This is a genomic window from Agrobacterium sp. T29 (assembly GCF_006970545.1).
Lineage (GTDB): Bacteria > Pseudomonadota > Alphaproteobacteria > Rhizobiales > Rhizobiaceae > Agrobacterium > Agrobacterium leguminum.
This window is the reverse complement of record NZ_CP040640.1, coordinates 28,239-45,655: the sequence shown is the minus strand read 5'-3', so window position 1 is coordinate 45,655 and position 17,417 is coordinate 28,239. Positions and strand designations below refer to the sequence as shown.

General features: G+C 60.2%; 19 protein-coding genes. 2 read left to right on the top strand and 17 right to left on the bottom strand.

Annotation, left to right across the window (positions count from 1 at the left end; translation table 11 throughout):
• Positions 1-18 precede the first annotated feature (18 nt).
• The 3 genes from truA to def are packed head-to-tail and all read right to left on the bottom strand — an operon-like array spanning position 19 to position 2,315.
• Positions 19-822, bottom strand: coding sequence for a tRNA pseudouridine(38-40) synthase TruA (truA, locus tag FGF54_RS00220; RefSeq protein ID WP_142778612.1), 804 nt, complete (start codon positions 820-822; stop codon positions 19-21).
• Entirely contained in the window at positions 822-1,757 is a 936-nt protein-coding gene (fmt, locus tag FGF54_RS00215; protein ID WP_142778611.1) for a methionyl-tRNA formyltransferase, read from the bottom strand. Before fmt ends, truA begins: the two co-directional genes overlap by 1 nt.
• Before the next feature lie 45 nt (positions 1,758-1,802).
• Positions 1,803-2,315: a peptide deformylase gene (gene def, locus FGF54_RS00210; protein WP_003503724.1), complete on the bottom strand. Its 513-nt coding sequence runs from the start codon at positions 2,313-2,315 to the stop codon at positions 1,803-1,805.
• Between the two features lie 148 nt (positions 2,316-2,463).
• Between def and FGF54_RS00205 the strand changes: the two genes are divergently transcribed.
• Together FGF54_RS00205 and FGF54_RS00200 are read left to right on the top strand one after the other, a co-directional pair.
• On the top strand, positions 2,464-3,657 hold the full coding sequence (locus FGF54_RS00205; RefSeq protein ID WP_162935936.1) for a DNA recombination protein RmuC: 1,194 nt from the start codon (positions 2,464-2,466) through the stop codon (positions 3,655-3,657).
• 53 nt (positions 3,658-3,710) lie between these two features.
• Positions 3,711-4,610, top strand: coding sequence for a ribokinase (locus tag FGF54_RS00200; protein ID WP_142778610.1), 900 nt, complete (start codon positions 3,711-3,713; stop codon positions 4,608-4,610).
• 12 nt (positions 4,611-4,622) lie between these two features.
• On the opposite strand, the gene trmB is transcribed toward FGF54_RS00200, so the two are convergent.
• The 14 genes from trmB to FGF54_RS00130 form a co-directional block, all read right to left on the bottom strand.
• Positions 4,623-5,321, bottom strand: coding sequence for a tRNA (guanosine(46)-N7)-methyltransferase TrmB (trmB, locus tag FGF54_RS00195; protein ID WP_142778609.1), 699 nt, complete (start codon positions 5,319-5,321; stop codon positions 4,623-4,625).
• A 171-nt stretch (positions 5,322-5,492) separates the two neighbouring features.
• The gene (metK, locus tag FGF54_RS00190) at positions 5,493-6,755 is read right to left on the bottom strand and encodes a methionine adenosyltransferase (protein WP_003520054.1); all 1,263 of its coding nucleotides are present in this window, start codon (positions 6,753-6,755) and stop codon (positions 5,493-5,495) included.
• Positions 6,756-6,945: 190 nt separating this feature from the next.
• Complete coding sequence (locus FGF54_RS00185; protein WP_003520055.1) at positions 6,946-7,365, bottom strand: helix-turn-helix domain-containing protein; 420 nt, start codon at positions 7,363-7,365, stop codon at positions 6,946-6,948.
• A gap of 133 nt (positions 7,366-7,498) precedes the next feature.
• Positions 7,499-9,088, bottom strand: coding sequence for an apolipoprotein N-acyltransferase (gene lnt / locus FGF54_RS00180; RefSeq protein WP_142778608.1), 1,590 nt, complete (start codon positions 9,086-9,088; stop codon positions 7,499-7,501).
• A gap of 222 nt (positions 9,089-9,310) precedes the next feature.
• Positions 9,311-10,456: a hemolysin family protein gene (locus FGF54_RS00175; protein WP_142778607.1), complete on the bottom strand. Its 1,146-nt coding sequence runs from the start codon at positions 10,454-10,456 to the stop codon at positions 9,311-9,313.
• A gap of 15 nt (positions 10,457-10,471) precedes the next feature.
• Complete coding sequence (ybeY, locus tag FGF54_RS00170; RefSeq protein ID WP_142778606.1) at positions 10,472-10,978, bottom strand: rRNA maturation RNase YbeY; 507 nt, start codon at positions 10,976-10,978, stop codon at positions 10,472-10,474.
• Between the two features lie 9 nt (positions 10,979-10,987).
• Positions 10,988-12,043: a PhoH family protein gene (locus FGF54_RS00165; protein ID WP_078051331.1), complete on the bottom strand. Its 1,056-nt coding sequence runs from the start codon at positions 12,041-12,043 to the stop codon at positions 10,988-10,990.
• 40 nt (positions 12,044-12,083) lie between these two features.
• Complete coding sequence (gene miaB / locus FGF54_RS00160; RefSeq protein WP_168207952.1) at positions 12,084-13,487, bottom strand: tRNA (N6-isopentenyl adenosine(37)-C2)-methylthiotransferase MiaB; 1,404 nt, start codon at positions 13,485-13,487, stop codon at positions 12,084-12,086.
• A 65-nt stretch (positions 13,488-13,552) separates the two neighbouring features.
• Complete coding sequence (locus FGF54_RS00155) at positions 13,553-14,347, bottom strand: 1-acyl-sn-glycerol-3-phosphate acyltransferase (protein WP_059759361.1); 795 nt, start codon at positions 14,345-14,347, stop codon at positions 13,553-13,555.
• Positions 14,348-14,377: 30 nt separating this feature from the next.
• Positions 14,378-14,806 (bottom strand): Fur family transcriptional regulator, encoded by a 429-nt coding sequence (locus tag FGF54_RS00150; protein ID WP_003503749.1) that lies wholly within the window; start codon positions 14,804-14,806, stop codon positions 14,378-14,380.
• A gap of 64 nt (positions 14,807-14,870) precedes the next feature.
• A complete protein-coding gene (locus tag FGF54_RS00145; RefSeq protein ID WP_059759360.1) occupies positions 14,871-15,365 on the bottom strand; it encodes a GNAT family N-acetyltransferase in 495 nt (164 codons plus the stop codon).
• Between the two features lie 68 nt (positions 15,366-15,433).
• Positions 15,434-16,102, bottom strand: coding sequence for a tRNA (adenosine(37)-N6)-threonylcarbamoyltransferase complex dimerization subunit type 1 TsaB (gene tsaB / locus FGF54_RS00140; RefSeq protein ID WP_142778605.1), 669 nt, complete (start codon positions 16,100-16,102; stop codon positions 15,434-15,436).
• Between the two features lie 19 nt (positions 16,103-16,121).
• A complete protein-coding gene (locus tag FGF54_RS00135) occupies positions 16,122-16,685 on the bottom strand; it encodes a NifU family protein (protein ID WP_059759355.1) in 564 nt (187 codons plus the stop codon).
• 145 nt (positions 16,686-16,830) lie between these two features.
• Complete coding sequence (locus FGF54_RS00130; protein WP_003503758.1) at positions 16,831-17,322, bottom strand: universal stress protein; 492 nt, start codon at positions 17,320-17,322, stop codon at positions 16,831-16,833.
• Positions 17,323-17,417 lie beyond the last annotated feature (95 nt).

The following is a 17,417-nucleotide window of genomic DNA, read 5'->3' as shown; positions in this document are numbered from 1 at the left end:
CTGCCTCGGTTTTAGCGGTCAGTCTGCGTCCTCAGCCATATCGGCTTCAGGGTACCTGCGACGCGGCAGAATGACGTCGGGATAATCGACCTGCATGAAATAGAGACCGTCCGGCGGTGCAACCGGACCGCAGGCCTTGCGATCGCGCGCCTCCAGTGCGGCACGCACATCCTCCGGTGTCATCGTGCCTTCGCCCGCCAGTTTCAGCGTACCAGCGAAAGAGCGGATCTGGTTATGCAGGAAGCTCTGCGCGGTCGCACGGATTTCGATGAGATCGCCGGTGCGCGTCACATCCAGCCGGTCGAGCGTGCGCACCGGGCTGTTCGCCTGACAATGCACGGAGCGGAAGGTCGTGAAATCATGCCGGCCGACAAGCATCTGGGCGGCTTCATGCATGCGCTCATGGTCCATGTCCTTCGACACCCACCATGCCCGCTTGTGCTCCAGCGCCAGCCGGGCCTTGCGGCAGATGATGCGGTAAAGGTAGTGCCGACGAAGGGCGGAAAACCGGGCGTCGAAATCCTCGGTCACGGAAGCGGCGTCGAGGACGGCCACAGCTTCGCCCGCCATGGCGAGATGCGCATTGAGAGCGTTGCGAAGCTTGTAGGGCTCCCAGTCTCGGGAAAGATCGACGTGGACGACCTGCCCGACGGCATGCACGCCGGAATCGGTGCGGCCGGCGCCGCGAATGGAGACGCTCTCTCCCGTCAACGAGCGAACCGCAGCCTCCAGCGCACCCTGAACCGAGGGGCCGTTATCCTGTCTCTGCCAGCCATAATAAGGCGTGCCGTCATATTCGACGGTCATGCGGAAACGTGGCATCAGCCGAGCCTCGTTGTGGTCGGAACCGGTGTGCCGCGCACGAAATCGGCCGCCGACATCGGCTTGCCGCCCGCCTTCTGCAGACGGGTGAGCCGCACGGCGCCGCTGCCGCAGGCAATGGTAAGGGCGTCATCGAGCGCCGCGCCCGCTTCTCCCATGCCGCTTGCCAGTTCGGAGGCCAGAACCTTCACGCGTTCCGCCTTGCCGCCTATGTCCATTTCCAGCCATGCGCCGGGAAACGGCGAAAGGCCGCGAATGTGATTATGCACGTCCTGCGCCGGCCTCGAAAAATCGATGCGGGTCTCGCCCTTGTCGATCTTCGCGGCATAGAGCACGCCTTCTTCCGCCTGCGTAACGAGCGGCAGGTCGCCGGATTCCAGCTGGTCCATAGCCTGCCGCATCAGCCGCGCGCCAGCCAGCATCAGGCTATCGTGCAATTCTCCGGCGGTCATGTTCTCATCGATCGCGACCTTGGCGGTCAGCGCGACGGGGCCGGTATCGAGCCCCTTTTCCATTTTCATGACCATCATGCCCGTTTCGGCATCGCCGGCCATGATCGCCCGCTGGATGGGGGCAGCGCCGCGCCAGCGCGGTAGCAGCGAGGCGTGGCCGTTATAACAGCCAAGGCGCGTGCCGCTGAGGATCGCTTCCGGCAGCAGCAGCCCGTAAGCCACGACAACCGCTACATCGGCATTGAAATCCCGGAACTGCTGGCGATCTTCCTCTGCCTTGAAATTCACCGGCGTCAGCACGGGCAGGCCGAGCAGTTCGGCGGCCTGATGCACCGGGGACTTCTGCAGATCTAGGCCACGACGGCCGCCGGGACGCGGCGGCTGGGTGTAGACGGCAACGATGTCGTGGCCGGCCTCCACCAGTGCACGCAGGGTGGGAACGGAAAAATCCGGCGTACCCATAAAAATGATGCGAAGAGCCATCGTCGCCCCCTGCCCTGTCGTCCATTCCGGTCCAGAGAGGACGGATCAGATCTTTGCGCGGGCCGCTTTCGTGAATTTCTTGATGACCATGTCGCGCTTCAGCCGCGAAATATGGTCGATGAAGAGAACGCCGTTCAGGTGATCGATCTCATGCTGCAGGCAGGTGGCGAGCAGGCCATCCGCCTCGACCGTCTGCTGCTTGCCGTCACGGCCGACATATTGCACCGTGAGCGACGCGGGACGCTCGACCTCGGCGTAATAATCGGGGATGGAGAGGCAGCCTTCCTCATAGGTCGAGACATCGTCCGACACCTTGAGGATTTCCGGATTGATGAAGACGATGGGGGTCTTTTCCTCGCCTTCACGCGCAACATCGATCACCAGCATGCGGCGCGCCACGCCGATCTGAATGGCGGCGAGGCCGATACCCGGCGCATCGTACATGGTTTCCAGCATGTCGTCGGCAAGACGCAGCACCTCGGCATCCACCTTTTCGATGGGCTTCGATTGCTGGCGCAGCACGGGATCGGGCAAAATGATAAGCGGTTTGATGGTCATGGCTTCCCATAACGTATCTCTTGCGCGGAGGAAATAAAAAACACGAGGTTCAAACCGCCTCCGGCATCCGCCCCGCCCGACTCATTTCCGCCGCAGGAATGTTCTTGTTTTGATCTTCCGAATCACAAGAAACCTGCTAGATTTAATCATGAGCATAGATTTCTCCGTTCTCCTCGATCCCGCGTTACGGGCCGGCTCCGTCGACATCAGCTTCGGCGCGCTGCTCGCGGCTCTGGTTTTCGGTCTGGTCACCACCTGGCTGGTGACGGCGAGCCGTGGGAAAAAAGCGGGAGCCGATGGCGAAATCTCCGACCTCCTCAAAACACAGTCCGAACTGCATGGCCGCATCGCCGCCATGGCGGAAACGCTCGGCACCCGCCAGACCGAGATGAGCCAGACGCTGAACCAGCGCCTCGACGGCATGTCGCAGCGCCTTGGCGAAACACTGACGGAGCAGACCCGGTCGACGCATGAGAATCTGAGCCGCCTGCAGGAGCGCCTCGCGGTCATCGACGCCGCGCAGGGCAATATTCAGGATCTGGCCAAGGATGTGGTCGGGCTGCAGGCCATCCTTTCCAACAAGCAGACGCGCGGCGCCTTTGGACAGGCCCGCATGGAGACGCTGATTGCCGATGCGCTTCCGGCCGGGGCCTTCCAGTTGCAGCCAACGCTTTCGAACGGATACCGGCCTGACTGCACCATCAAGATGCCCAACAATGCCCCGCCGCTCGTCATCGACGCCAAGTTTCCGCTGGAGGCGTGGAACGCCATCAAGGCGGACGAAACGCCAGAAACCAAACGCGCCGCCGTGCAGCAGTTCCGCCGCGATATGGAAGTGCATATTCGCGACGTGGCCGAGAAATATCTCATCCGCGGCGAGACGCAGGATACGGCCTTCATCTTCGTGCCGTCCGAATCGATCTTCGCCGATATTCACCAGCATTTCGAATATCTGGTGCAACGCGCTCACCGCGCCCGTGTCGTCATCGTTTCGCCGTCGCTCTTGATGCTGTCGGTACAGGTCATCCAGTCCGTGCTCAAGGATCAGCGCATGCGCGAGCAGGCGCATCTCATTCAGGGTGAAGTGGCATTGCTCATGGACGATGTGCGGCGGCTGGACGACCGGACGCGCAAGCTGCAGGCCCATTTTGGACTGGCCCAAAAAGATATCGACATGATGCTGATCTCCTCCGACAAGGTGCTGGCGCGCGGCCAGAAAATCGAAGGTCTCGATTTTTCACCGACGGAAAAAGAGACTTCGCATGGGGAAATCGAGCAGGCCCGACGCTTTGCCGAGAACAGGGCGGGAACGGCAAAGTTGCGGGTGGTTGACGACGAGTGATCCGCTCGGGCAAAGTCGCCGCCTTGCTTGAATTCTATACGGATACGCCCTCCATGATTACTGTTTTCGGCTCCATCAACATGGACCTCGTCGCCACCGCCAAACGCCTGCCAAAGCCCGGTGAAACCGTGACGGGCGAGACCTTCTCCACGGCCGCCGGCGGCAAGGGAGCCAACCAGGCGCTGGCCGCACGGCGTGCGGGCGCCACGGTCAAGATGGCAGGGGCTGCGGGCGATGACACCTTTGCCGCGCCGGCGCTGACATTGCTGCGCGACGCCGGCACCGACCTCTCACTGGTGAAGACCACGCCCGGCCCTACCGGAACCGCAGTGATCCTTATCGGCGAAGGCGGGGAAAACATGATCTCGGTCATTCCCGCCGCCAATGGTGAAGTCTCCGCATCCGACGCCGAGAAAGCCCTGGCGGAAATGTCGGCGGGCGATATTTTGATGCTGCAGTTCGAGATACCCGCGCCCGCTATCGAAGCGGCGCTGACGGCTGCGAAGGCAAAGCGCGTCACCACCGTCATCAATACTGCGCCACTGACTGCCGATGGGCCGCGCCTTGCGAGCCTTGCCGATATCGTCATCGCCAACGAAACCGAGTTCGAATTGCTGATCGGAAAGAACGGACTTTCCGGTTCTGAGCGGGAAAACGAACTGAAAGCCCTGCATGACAGGACCGGCCAGACATTGATCGTGACGCTTGGTGCCGATGGTGTGATCGCCATGCGCAACGGCAAGGTTTTCCGGGCTTCCGGCCTCAAGATCGAACCGGTCGATACGGTCGGCGCGGGCGACACCTTCTGCGGTTATCTCGCCGCCAGCCTCGATCAGGGTATGGATTTCGAAAGGGCGCTGAAGCGCGCCGCTGTCGCGGGTTCGCTCGCCTGCACCCGCGCCGGCGCGCAGCCTTCCATTCCGCTTGCCGCGGAAGTGGATGCGGCGCTCTAAGGGATCAGTCGCTCAACGACGAATGAAGGTGAGATAGGCCGAGCTGCGGCCTTCTCTTTTCGCCTTGTTCTCATAACGCGTGCCCGGCCAATTGACGTAGGGCGTGCGCCAGTCATCAGCACTCGCCGCCGTCCATTCGAAACCGCCATGGCGAGCGCAATGCTGCAGCGTCCAGTTGACGTAAGTATCGATATCGGAAGCGAAGCAGAACTTTCCGCCGGGTTTCAGCACACGATGGAAGCGGGCAAGGTTGACGTCTGAAACGAAACGACGCTTCCAGTGCTTCTTCTTCGGCCACGGGTCAGGATAGAGAAGATCGATATGATCGATCGATCCCTCAGGCAGCCAGTCCAGCAATTGCGTCGCATCATCGTCGTAAAGGCGGATATTCATCAACTCGCGTTCGCGCACGGCGGCGAGCAGCTTGGCCATGGAATTGACGAAGGGTTCCACGCCGATGAAACCCGTCTCCGGGTTTTCAACCGCGCGGTGGGCGAGATGCTCCCCGCCGCCAAAGCCTATCTCCAGACGGATCGAACGAACATCCGCGGGAAAAAGAGCGGCGAGATTTTGCGGCGGGGCGCTTTCCAGATCGATTTTCAGCAAAGGCAGCAGGTTCTCGATTGTATCGACCTGCTGATTGCGCAGGGGCTTGCCCTTGCGTCTGCCAAAAAAAGCTTCCGTCGCGCGCGAACGCCGTTCTTCCGTCATCTCATACTCTCAAGAACAAATAGACTTAACCCGCACAGCGCCACATGAGGCACTGTGCGGGTTACAAAAGTTGGTGACGGTATCTATCAATCGCCGTCAAATAACAAGCGCGATATCTGGTTGACGCATTTTCCGGACGTAAAACCGCTACGCAATTTTACTAGAAATGCTTCAAGCGCTCAAAGCTTCCTTGAGCGGCTTCACCAGGTCGAGCTTCTCCCAGGAGAAGGAGCCGTCACGGCCGGCCTTGCGGCCGAAATGACCGTAGGAAGACGTCTTGGCGTAGATCGGCTTGTTGAGATCGAGATGACGGCGAATGCCCGACGGCGAAAGATCCATGACCTTGCGGATCGCGGCCTCGACCTGATCTTCGCTGACCTTGCCGGTGCCGTGCAGATCGACATAGATCGACAGCGGCTGGGCGATGCCGATTGCGTAGGAAATCTGGATCGTGCAGCGCTCGGCAAGACCGGCGGCCACGACGTTCTTGGCGAGATAACGGGCGGCATAGGCGGCGGAACGGTCGACCTTGGTCGTATCCTTGCCGGAGAATGCACCGCCGCCATGGGGCGCAGCACCGCCATAGGTGTCGACGATGATCTTGCGGCCCGTCAGGCCGGCGTCACCATCGGGACCGCCGATGACGAACTTGCCGGTCGGGTTGATGTACCACTGGCAATCGTCAGCGATCTTCAGGTCGCCCAGAGCTTCGCGGATATAGGGCTCGACAACGGCGCGAACCTTCTTCGAATCCCAGCTTGCATCGAGATGCTGCGTGGACAGAACGATGGACACAGCTTCCGCTGCCTTGCCGTCGACGTAACGAACCGTGACCTGGCTCTTGGCGTCGGGGCCGAGCTTTGCCGCTTCGCCTTCGCCGCTTTTACGGGCGGTGGCAAGCAGCTGCAGGATACGGTGGGAATAATAGATCGGAGCCGGCATGAGGTCCGGCGTTTCCTTGCAGGCGTAACCGAACATGATGCCCTGGTCGCCGGCGCCCTCGTCGCCCTGCTTGTCGGAGGCGTTGTCCACGCCCTGCGCGATGTCAGCCGACTGCGGATGCAGGAGAACGTCGATCTTGGCGGTCTTCCAGTGGAAACCATCCTGCTCGTAGCCGATGTCGCGGATTGCCTTGCGAGCGGCGGACTTGAACTTCGAGGGGTTGATGACCGGATGGCCAGCGGCGTCCTTGAGGACCTTGCCGTCCTTGTCCTTCTTCAGAAGCGTATCGGGAACCCGAACCTCACCGGCGATAACGACGCGGTTGGTCGTCGCAAGCGTTTCGCAGGCAATGCGCACGGTCCACGGGTCAACGCCCGTCTTGGACGCTTCACGATAGATGAGATCCACAATTTCATCGGAAATACGATCACAAACCTTGTCCGGATGACCCTCGGCCACGGACTCGCTGGTGAACAGATAATTGGCACGCATGCGGGATTCCCCTCAAAGAACGGTCTTGGAGTTTGTTAGTCATTTCGGCCGTGAAAAACAAGGACACAACCACATAAATATATCTTTATGTGAGAATTCCTTTCTAATCGGGCACAAAAAAACGGTCCTTGCGGACCGTTGAGTGCCCGGCATCCCGTGCCGGAAATTTTCTGCGTCGCGCGGGCTGCGCTTACTCGGCGTCACCTTCGGCGGCGAGCGCCTTGACGAGATCGACGAGACGGCGGCGAACCTTCGGGTCGGCGATCTTCACGAAGGCGCGGTTCAGCTGCAGACCTTCAGCCGAGGACAGAAAGTCGACCACGTAATTGGAGCTCGACGCCTCCGCCATGCCAGGTGTGCCGCCAGCCTGATCGCCGGGTGCATCTTCGAAAAAAAAGGAAACGGGCACATTGAGGATCGCGGAAATATTCTGGAGGCGACTGGCGCCAACGCGGTTCGTGCCTTTTTCATATTTCTGGATTTGCTGAAAGGTAATTCCGAGACTTTCACCCAGCTTCTCCTGGCTCATTCCGAGCATGGTTCTGCGAAGGCGAATTCGGCTTCCGACATGAATGTCGATGGGGTTAGGCTTTTTCTTATTCTCGGTCATCATGCGGTCCTGACACTCGGAAAGGGTTGATATCTCGCTTCATTACTATTCGAAGAAATGAGTCGGCAATTCGACAGCGTCTAAACTTGTTTTACGACTGACGTATTCACTATGCAATTACAGGGGTTCCCGGTCAATTCTGGCGCCGAGCGAAACTCAAGGCGGGAAATACCGCAACGATCATCAAGATAGAAAAAATCAACCAGAAATACGTCCGATGTGTGTCGTAAGTAAATGCGTCGTTTGAGCCACCACTCAAAGTGGCGTCAACAATTCCCACCCGACCGTAATCGAGCCCCGCAATAATGCGGCCATAGGGGTCTATGACGGCGGAAATTCCGGTATTGGCACCGCGAATCACCGGCACGCCCGTCTCAACGGCCCGGACTCTCGCCTGCAGAAAATGCTGATAGGGGCCGGGCGTATCGCCGAACCAGCCATCATTGGTCACATTCAGGATGGCGACCGAGCCGGCCAGCCCCGGCGTCATCTCACCCGGGAAAATGATCTCGTAACAGATGAGAGGATAGAAGGTCTTGCCCGAAGGAAGCGTGAGCGGCGTGCGCGAGGAAGCGGCGGAAAAGCCCCCCGGCAGGGCGATGACATTGTCGATGCCGAATTCCCGCAGGATGCCTTCAAAGGGGACATATTCGCCAAATGGAGTGAGATGCACCTTGTCGGTCGCGCCGATGATCTCGCCTTGGCTGTCGATCGCATAGACCGAATTGTAATAACGCGGCGGGCGGCCCGCCCCCTGATCTTCCATCCTGACGGCGCCGGTGAACAGCACCTGCCCATCATCCAGCGTTTTGGCGATTTCCGCCAGAGCATCCGGGTTTTGCGTCAGAATGAACGGCACGGAGGTTTCCGGCCAGACGATGATATCAGGGCGCTTTTTCCCGTCACCGGGCGGCAGAGCAGAGAGCCGCAGATGCTCACCAAAAATCTCCGCCCTATCTGCGTTCAACATCTTGCGTGACTGATCGATGGAGGGCTGCACGATCCGAACGGTCAGCGCGTCTGCAGGCACCTCCGCCGGCGTCTGGAGACGGTAGAAGCCATAACCGAAATGGCCGGCCAGCAGCAGGCCCGCCACAACGAGACCCGGCCACATGCCTTTTTTCGTGCCTATCAGCGCGGGCGAGGCGAAGATGAAAACCGCAAGCGTCGTTATACTGAAAAGGCCAAGCAGATGTGCCGACTGCATCATGATCGGGATGGGCATGATGCCGTAGCCGATGGCGTTCCAGGGAAAGCCGGTGGCCAGGAAGCTGCGCAGCCATTCCGAAAAGCCGAATGCGGCAGCAAGTGCAGCGATACGGCCGAGGCCCTCCGACCAGAGGAGATTGGCTGCGGCAACCGCAAAACCGTAAAACAACGCCAGAAAAGCGGGAAGACCAAGAATGGCGAGCGGCAGCGCCCAAGCGAATTCATCAGCCTCCAGCAGGAGAGCATTGCCGAGCCACCACAGGCCCGCTACGAAGTAACCGAGCCCGAAACACCAGCCGATGCCGAAGGCCGGCAGGATGCGGCTGAAGAGGCCGCCGCCCGGTTTTCCGGTGCAGCCATCCACGAGCCAGACAAGCAGAGTGAAAGAGAAAAACAGCGCCGCGAAAAAGCCGAATGGAGGCAAAGCGAGCGCCCCGACCGCACCTGCGGCAATCGCCATAACTGCGCGGCTCATGCCGCCGGCCAGCATTACCCTGCCTGCAAGACGCTCCATGCCATCTCCGTTTATGCGCGTCCGGAAAAGCCCGCCGCCGACAAGGCCGCGCCACGGAATTTCCCCTCAGACCCGACGTAAAGGAAAAAAGATTCGCAGTCCACAGGAGGCGTGGCGACCGAAGCGCCACTTGTTCTTTTCGACGCCGAACACGGGCATTCATACCTGTCGCATTGATATGTCGAAAGGTGGAAGCGACGGGGAAAAACCCGTCGACCTTCCTTAATCGGCGTTCTGCTGGTGCGTGATAAGGCGAACATCCGGAGCAGGCAGCGCAATCACCTCATTGGCGCCCGCTTCGCCCGGAGCGCGATCGTCCTCACCTTCGGAGCCGCGATCGCGGACGATACGAACGCCCTTGATGCGCCTGCTATCCGCATCGAGGATCTGGAACTCGAAACCTGGCACGGCCCTGACCACCTCGCCCTTGGCCGGAATGCGGCCGAGCGCGAAGAAGATGAGACCGCCGAGCGTATCGATTTCCTCCAGATGTTCACGCACATCGAATTCCGGCCCGATCGCCTCGGCGAGTTCGGTGAGTTCTGCACGCGCATCCGCGACAAGCACATCGGCTGAAAGACGCGAAAACATCGCCTCGTCCTTGTCGTGCTCGTCATCGATGTCACCCACGACCATCTCGACGATATCCTCGTGGCTGACGAGACCGTCGGTGCCGCCATATTCATCGATCACCAGCGCAAGCTGGGTTCTCTGGGCCTGCATCGTCTTCAAAAGGTCGGAGGCCAGCATGGAGGGCGGTGCGAAAAGAATTTTGCGCACCAACCCGGCAGCGGCGACCGTCTGCTCGAGATCGACACGTGCCAGGTCGAAATTCGGCCGCGGTGAACGCGGCGCCTTGACCTCACCGTAAGCGACGCTTCGCGAACCGGCCCGGCGTTTGTTGCGGGCTTGCTTGGCGACATAGGCCAGCAGATCGCGAATGTGGATCATGCCCTTCGGATTATCCAGCGTCTCGTCATAGACCGGCATGCGCGAACGCCCGGTTTCCTCAAAGAGGATCAGCGCATCGCCGATCGTCATATTCTCATCGAGACCGTCGATGTCCACACGCGGGATCATGATATCTTCGACCCGAATCTCGCGGAAACGCAAGATATTGTTGAGCATCGCCCGTTCTTCGGGCGAAAAGGCCGCACCGATTTCGGTGTCGTCCATCAGCGCGTCGGTCAAATCCTCGCGCAGGCGTTCGCCCTGTGACGGTTTCAGCAACCGCGCGATGCGCGACCAGATCGTCGATCTCGGCTTTGCAGTGAAGTCTTGACGTAAGTGACTACTGCCCTCCTCCGAAGAGGACTGCTCGCCGTTTTCTCTGCCCTCATTGGCAGGTCGTGCAGAATGTTCGTTCATGGCTCCAGACAATATTTAAAGCGGTTCCTGACCCGCGTAAGGATCAGATAGGCCAAGCACCGCCAAAATGCGAGTCTCAAGCGACTCCATTTCTTCCGCTTCTTCCTCGTCCATGTGGTCATAACCGAACAAATGCAGGAACCCATGAACGAGCAGATGGGTCAGATGATCCCCGAAACTCTTCTCAAGTTCAAGGGCCTCGCGTTCAACCGTCTCGCGCGCGATGACGATATCGCCCAGCATGGGGCCTGGCATTCCGCCCGGCTCCAGCGGAAAAGCCGGGAAAGACAGGACATTGGTTGCCTTGTCCTTGTCACGCCACTCAGCGTTGATTTCGCGAATATTTTCGTCGTCGGTGAAGACCAGCGACAGTTCCACCGGCATTTTCGGGAAGGGTTGGTCCTCTTCCCGCTTCAGGAAATCGACCGCTGCATCCAGCACCCTGGTGACAAAAGCAGCCAAGTCCTCCTCCGAGGACCAGCCTTCGGCCTCGACGCTGATTTGAATATCCAGAGCTGTCATTGCTTTACGTCAGCTGCCCTTCACGAGGCTTTCATCCGGCACGGCCGTGTGGGATTCGTAAGCCCGGACGATACGCGCCACCATCGGATGACGAACGACATCGACATCCTTGAAGCGGACAACGGACACGCCTTCGACATCGGTGAGGATTTGCAGTGCCTCGACAAGACCGGATTTCACACCGCGCGGCAAATCCACCTGGCTCGGGTCGCCGGTCACGATCATGCGGCCGTTCTCGCCAAGGCGGGTCAGGAACATCTTCATCTGCATGGTCGTGGTATTCTGGGCCTCGTCCAGAATGACGGCGGCATTGGCCAGCGTGCGTCCGCGCATGAAGGCCAGAGGCGCGATTTCGATGACGCCCGCCTGAATGGCGCGCTCCACCTTGTCGCCCGGCATCATGTCATAAAGCGCGTCATAAAGCGGGCGCAGATAAGGATCGACCTTTTCCTTCATGTCGCCCGGCAGGAAGCCCAGACGCTCACCCGCTTCGACGGCGGGACGCGACAGGATGATGCGGTCAACCGCTCCACGTTCCAGAAGCTGCGCCGCATGAGCGACGGCAAGATAGGTCTTGCCGGTACCGGCGGGGCCGACACCGAAAACCAGTTCGGATTGCTCCAGTGCCCGCATGTAGACGTCCTGTGTCGGCGTGCGGGCAGCGATGGTCTTCTTGCGGGTGGAAATCTGCGCCATGGAAATCTTCGCCTTGCGTTCCATCGTCGGCAAGGTCAGCTGGTCGTCTGCGGCCATGGCCATGCGGATCGCGCCTTCGACATCGGAGACCTCGGCGGTTCCGCCCTTGAGCAGCCGTTCATAAAGGAAATCCAGCGCCCGACGGGCCTGATTGGTGGCAACGACATCGCCGGTGATGGCGACGGAATTGCCGCGCGGGCGAGCGTCGATATTGAGGCGCTGTTCCAGAAGCTTCAGGTTCTGATCGAACTGACCGAATAGCTCGCCCGCTATCCTGTTATTCTCGAACGTGAGGACGAAGTGATTGGCGTCGGTCGCGGCTTGGCGTGGCTGGCGCGATGAATTTGATACCAATTCGTGTGCGTTCAAGCGGTCAGGCTCCTGTCCCAATCAGTGTCGGCTCCTCACTCTAACTCCCTGCCACCTCGGCAAACAAGCTGTTTGGACCCGTTGCGGTGATTCGTACATTAACAATGTCACCGATTTTCAAAGTCTTTGCATCAAGATTCACGGATTGCAGCCATGGAGAGCGACCTATCAACTGCTCAGGCATGCGGCCGGGCTTTTCCAGCAGCACATCCATGGTTTTTCCGACCAGCGATTCCGCAAATTCCTTCTGCTGCCGCAGCAACAGGGCCTGCAATCTTTCCAATCGCTCAGCCTTCACCTCTTCCGCAACCTGATCGGTGAGATCGGCTCCCGGCGTACCGGGACGGGTGGAATATTTGAACGAGAAGGCCTGCGCATATTTCACCGTCTCGACCATCGCCATCGTATCTTCGAAATCGCGATCCGTCTCACCGGGGAAACCGACAATAAAGTCTCCCGACATGGCAATATCAGGGCGGGCGGCGCGGATTTTTTCGATAAGCTGGATATATTCCTCACCCGTATGGCGACGGTTCATCGCTTTCAGAATGCGGTCCGAACCGGACTGCACCGGCAGATGCAGATAGGGCATCAGGATGCGCAGATCGCGATGCGCGCCGATCAGGCGCTCGTCCATGTCGCGCGGATGGCTGGTGGTGTAACGAAGTCGTGCGAGGCCGGGAATTTCCGCCAGCCGGTAAAGCAGTTCGGCAAGGCCCCACTTCTCGCCCCCCGGGCCTTCGCCCTGCCAGGCATTCACATTCTGGCCGAGCAGTGTGATTTCGCGCACGCCTGCATCGACGAGCTTCATCGCCTCATCGACGATCTGGCGCACGGGGCGGGAGACTTCCGAACCGCGCGTATAGGGCACGACACAGAAGGTACAGAACTTGTCGCAACCTTCCTGCACAGTCAGAAACGCTGTTACGCCGCGCGTGCGCAGCGTCGCCTTTTCGGCCACCGGCAGATGCTCGAACTTGTCCTCAACCGCATATTCGGTTTCGATGACACGCTCGCCGCCGCGCACCCGCTTCAGGGCATCCGGCAGGCGATGATAGGTCTGCGGGCCGATGACGACATCGACGGCGGGCGCACGACGAAGGATTTCCTCGCCTTCCGCCTGCGCAACGCATCCGGCAACGCCGATCATGAATTCGCGGCCCTGCTCTTCGCGCGATTTTTTCATGTCGCGCAGACGGCCGAGCGCCGAATAGACCTTTTCAGCCGCCTTTTCGCGGATATGACAGGTGTTCAGCAGAACCAGATCCGCCTCGCCCATATCCTCCGTCTGAACGTAACCGTCCTTCGCCAGCGCATCGCTCATACGGACGGAATCGTAGACGTTCATCTGACAGCCATAGGTCTTGATGAAGACCTTCCGGCTGTTCGAACCCTCGCGGGCGATCATGGGTGGGGCGTCAAGGCCAAGCGTTTCCTGGGTCATGGCGGCTATCTAGTGTTTTTCACGGCCAGATTAAACAGAAAAATGCCGGAAAAGCTACGATCTCGCTAATTCCGCCAGCCGCCGCGCAGGCTGAAGGCCAGCATGGAGCGGATGGAGGCGGCGATATCGGTCGCCAGGCGCTTGCGATTATCCGTGCTGTGAAACGGAACGCTGTCACCGAATGTCACGTCGACATCGATGGCGCCGGCCCTGATGATGCCGAGCAGATGCGGCACGAGCGTGATGCTGCCCGGCCAGGCGGCGATGACACGATGGTAACGCCCCATGGCCATGCCCTGCACCCTAGTATAGGCGATGGCGACCGGCTGCACATAGACCAGCTTGCCCGGCACCTGTTCAGCGGCGGTGGAGGCCGCGCCGAACAGCGAGGATTTGACGGCAAGCATGCGGTTGCCGTCCGAGGTGGTGCCTTCAGGAAACAGAACGACGATCTCGCCATCGGCCATGCGGCTGGCGATCTCGCTCACCTGCGCGCCGGTGCTGCGTTTCTGCTCACGCTGAACGAAGATGCTTTTCTGCAAGCGGGCGAGCCAGCCGAATACCGGCCAGTCCCGCACCTCCGTCTTGGCGATGAACACCACGTCGGCAATGCTGCCCAAAACGAGAATGTCCTTCCACGAGGCGTGATTGACCGCCAGCATCAGCGGTTTCGCCCGCTCCACATCGCCGTGCACATGCACGCGGATGCCGAGAACATGGCAGGCGATACGGTGCCAGAGGCGGGGAATGCGACGGCGAAGCCGCCAGTCGAAGGCAAGGCCCAGCAGTTGAAGCGGCAGCAAGACGAGCGTGACGATCAGCAGAACGACCGCAATATAGGCTGTCCGCAGCCACATCATGAGAAAAACGCCCGCTTGTTCACCGGCGTCTCAGTGTTCGCCGGGCTTCAACGGCACGCCGTAAAGTTCCAGCCGGTGATCCACGAGCTTGAAGCCGTGTTCCCGGGCGATCTTTTCCTGAAGGGCCTCGATCTCGGCCGAATGAAATTCGATGACCACGCCGTTCTTCAGGTCGATCAGGTGATCGTGATGTTCCTCGGGCACGGTCTCGTAGCGCGAACGGCCGTCGCGAAAATCGTGACGCTCGATGATGCCGGCATCCTCGAACAGCTTCACCGTTCTGTAGACGGTGGAAATCGAGATGCGCGGATCCACGGCGGAGGAACGGCGGTAAAGCTCCTCGACATCGGGATGGTCGGCTGACTCCTGAAGGACGCGGGCGATGACACGGCGTTGATCCGTCATCCGCATGCCGCGTTCGGCACAAAGCTCCTCCAGCGTTTTCGAAAGGTCTGTCACGTCTTCTGGCCTTTTGAGAATTCCGGTTTGCGGCTTTCGCCGAAAAAATGCCTGTCGCAGGGAACTAGCGAAGATCGCGGCGCATGACAAGCGCCGTCGACTTCGTTCCATCCTTTGCGGTGTAATAGGCCTTGCGTTCCGCGACGGTTTTGAAGCCGAGCTTCCTGTAAAGCCCCAGCGCGGAGGCATTATTATTATCCACCTCAAGAAACATGGTTTCGGCGCCGCGCATCATCGCCTCGCGGATGGCCGACTGCATCAGACGCCAGCCGAGACCGGCGCGTGCGAACTTGTCGGCCACGGCAACGGTCAGGATTTCCGCCTCGCCCGCCACTTCCCGCGCCAGCACGAAACCACCGAGCGGCTTGCTGAAAAAGGCGTTGGTCTGGCGTGCGACAGCACCGAAAACAGCCCCTTGCGTCAGCAGCCCGGAAAACTCCCCGTCGTTCCAAGGGCGCGGAAAGCGCAGCGCATGCAGTTCCGCCACCGCGGCGCAATCCTCATGCTGCATCGGCACGATCTCGAAATAGGGCTTCCAGCTCAGGTATTCGTCAAACATAGCAAGAATCGGGCATAGCAAGAATCGGGCATCACAGGAATCATTCGCACAGGCTGACGAATGCCCTATCAGGCAACGCCCTGACGTGCCAGCGCAAAACCGGTCTGCGGCCGGGCATCCGGCCCGCGCAGATAAAGCGGCGCGGGTTTCGGCTGGCCAGCCGGCTTGCGCGCAGCAGCACGCGCGACCGAGGCAATCGGGAAGTGATCCGGTCCCGAACCCGCCTCCAGCCCCGCCAAAAGCGGCGCGGCTGAACCGATGACGGCGCCATCGAAACCGGTAGTGACCGTTTTGGCGTCGTCCAGGGACAGAAGTGCAGCTTCGCGCAGCGGCGATCCATCCGCACCGAATGTCTGGAGATAGGCTTCGCCGCGTTTGGCATCCAGCCCGACGGCCACGGGCCGGCCGGGATTTGCAAGCAGATGATGAAGCGCCAGCGTTTCAAGCGTGGTGACGCCCACGGCCTCGACGCCGAGCGACAGGGCAAAGCCGCGCGCGGCGGCGACCCCGACGCGGATACCGGTGAAAGACCCCGGCCCGATGGTCACGGCGATGCGCCCGACATTCTGGAGCGACAATTGCGCCTGCTCCAGAGCACCGCCGATCACCGCCATCAACCTTTCGGCATGGCCCTTACCGATCGTTTCGCATACCTCGCCGAGCACCCTGTCGAAGGCGCTGTCATAAACGCAGGCGGAACAATCCACACCTGAGGTGTCGAGTGCGAGAACAATCATGATGGCCTGGCTTGCGCTTTTATACCGCTTCGACTTCGCGCACTTCCGGCACGAAATGGCGAAGCAGATTCTGAACGCCATGCTTCAGCGTGGCGGTGGAGGACGGGCAGCCCGAGCAGGCGCCCTTCATGTTCAGGAACACCGTGCCGTCGCGGAAACCGCGGAAGGTGATGTCGCCGCCATCCTGCGCCACGGCGGGGCGGACACGGGTTTCCAGCAGTTCCTTGATGGTGGCGACGATGGTTTCGTCACCCTCTTCGAAGAACTCGCCTTCCTCATCCGACACTTCGGCCGCAATCGCGGTGCCCATGATCGGGCGGCCGGACATGAAATGTTCCATGATGGAGCCGAGAATGGCAGGCTTCAGATGCTGCCATTCCGCGCCGTCCTTGGTGACGGTGATGAAATCGAACCCGAAATAAACGCCGGTCACGCCCGGAATGGTGAAGAGGCGTTCCGCCAGTGGCGAAGCCTGCGCCTGCGACGGGTTGAGAAACTCAGCCGTACCGCTTTCCAGCACCACCTTGCCCGGCAGGAACTTCAGCGTCGTCGGGTTCGGCGTGGCTTCCGTCTGAATGAACATCGTCTGTCTCCTTCGAGGTCGCCGTTCACGCCCCGCAATTTAGAACTTTTCCAAAAAATACGCCCGGCGAAGCTTCACTTCAAGCCCTGACATGATAATTACATTCAAGAAATCGTCAGCCCCTAAATCTTGTCCGGGACCCGGATCAGCAGAGCGCGTCGATTTCCTCGTCCGACAGCGTATCCGGCAGTACGGTGACGGGAATGGGAAAGGCTGCCCCGCGTCCGGCGATGGAAGAAACAAGCGGTCCCGGCCCTTCCTTCGTCGAGCCTGCCGCCAGAACGAGAATCGCGATATCGCGGTCTTCCTCGATCAGCCCGTGGATCTGCTCGGTGGCGCTGCCTTCGCGGATCACCGCTTCCGGCTCGATGCCGATGGTCTCGCGCACCTTCTGGGCGATCTTGGCAAGCGTAGCTTCCGCCTCCTCACGCGCCTCGGCCCGCATGATCTGTTCGACACCCAACCATTGCTGGAAATCGCCTTCCGGGATCATGTAAAGCAGCACCAGTCCGCCATTGGAGTTCTTGGCGCGACGACCGGCATAGTGCACGGCCCTTTCGCATTCCGGTGTGTCATCGATAACAGCGAGAAATTTGCGACGATGCCCTTCCAGACGCGACAGCCGTTTTGAAACCATTCCGCACTCCCTTAGGTCCGCCGTGATCCGAGAAACCGCCCGACGGTTCGGGCGGAGATTATATCAAATCACGGCAGGCGCAAACCGCCCGCCGC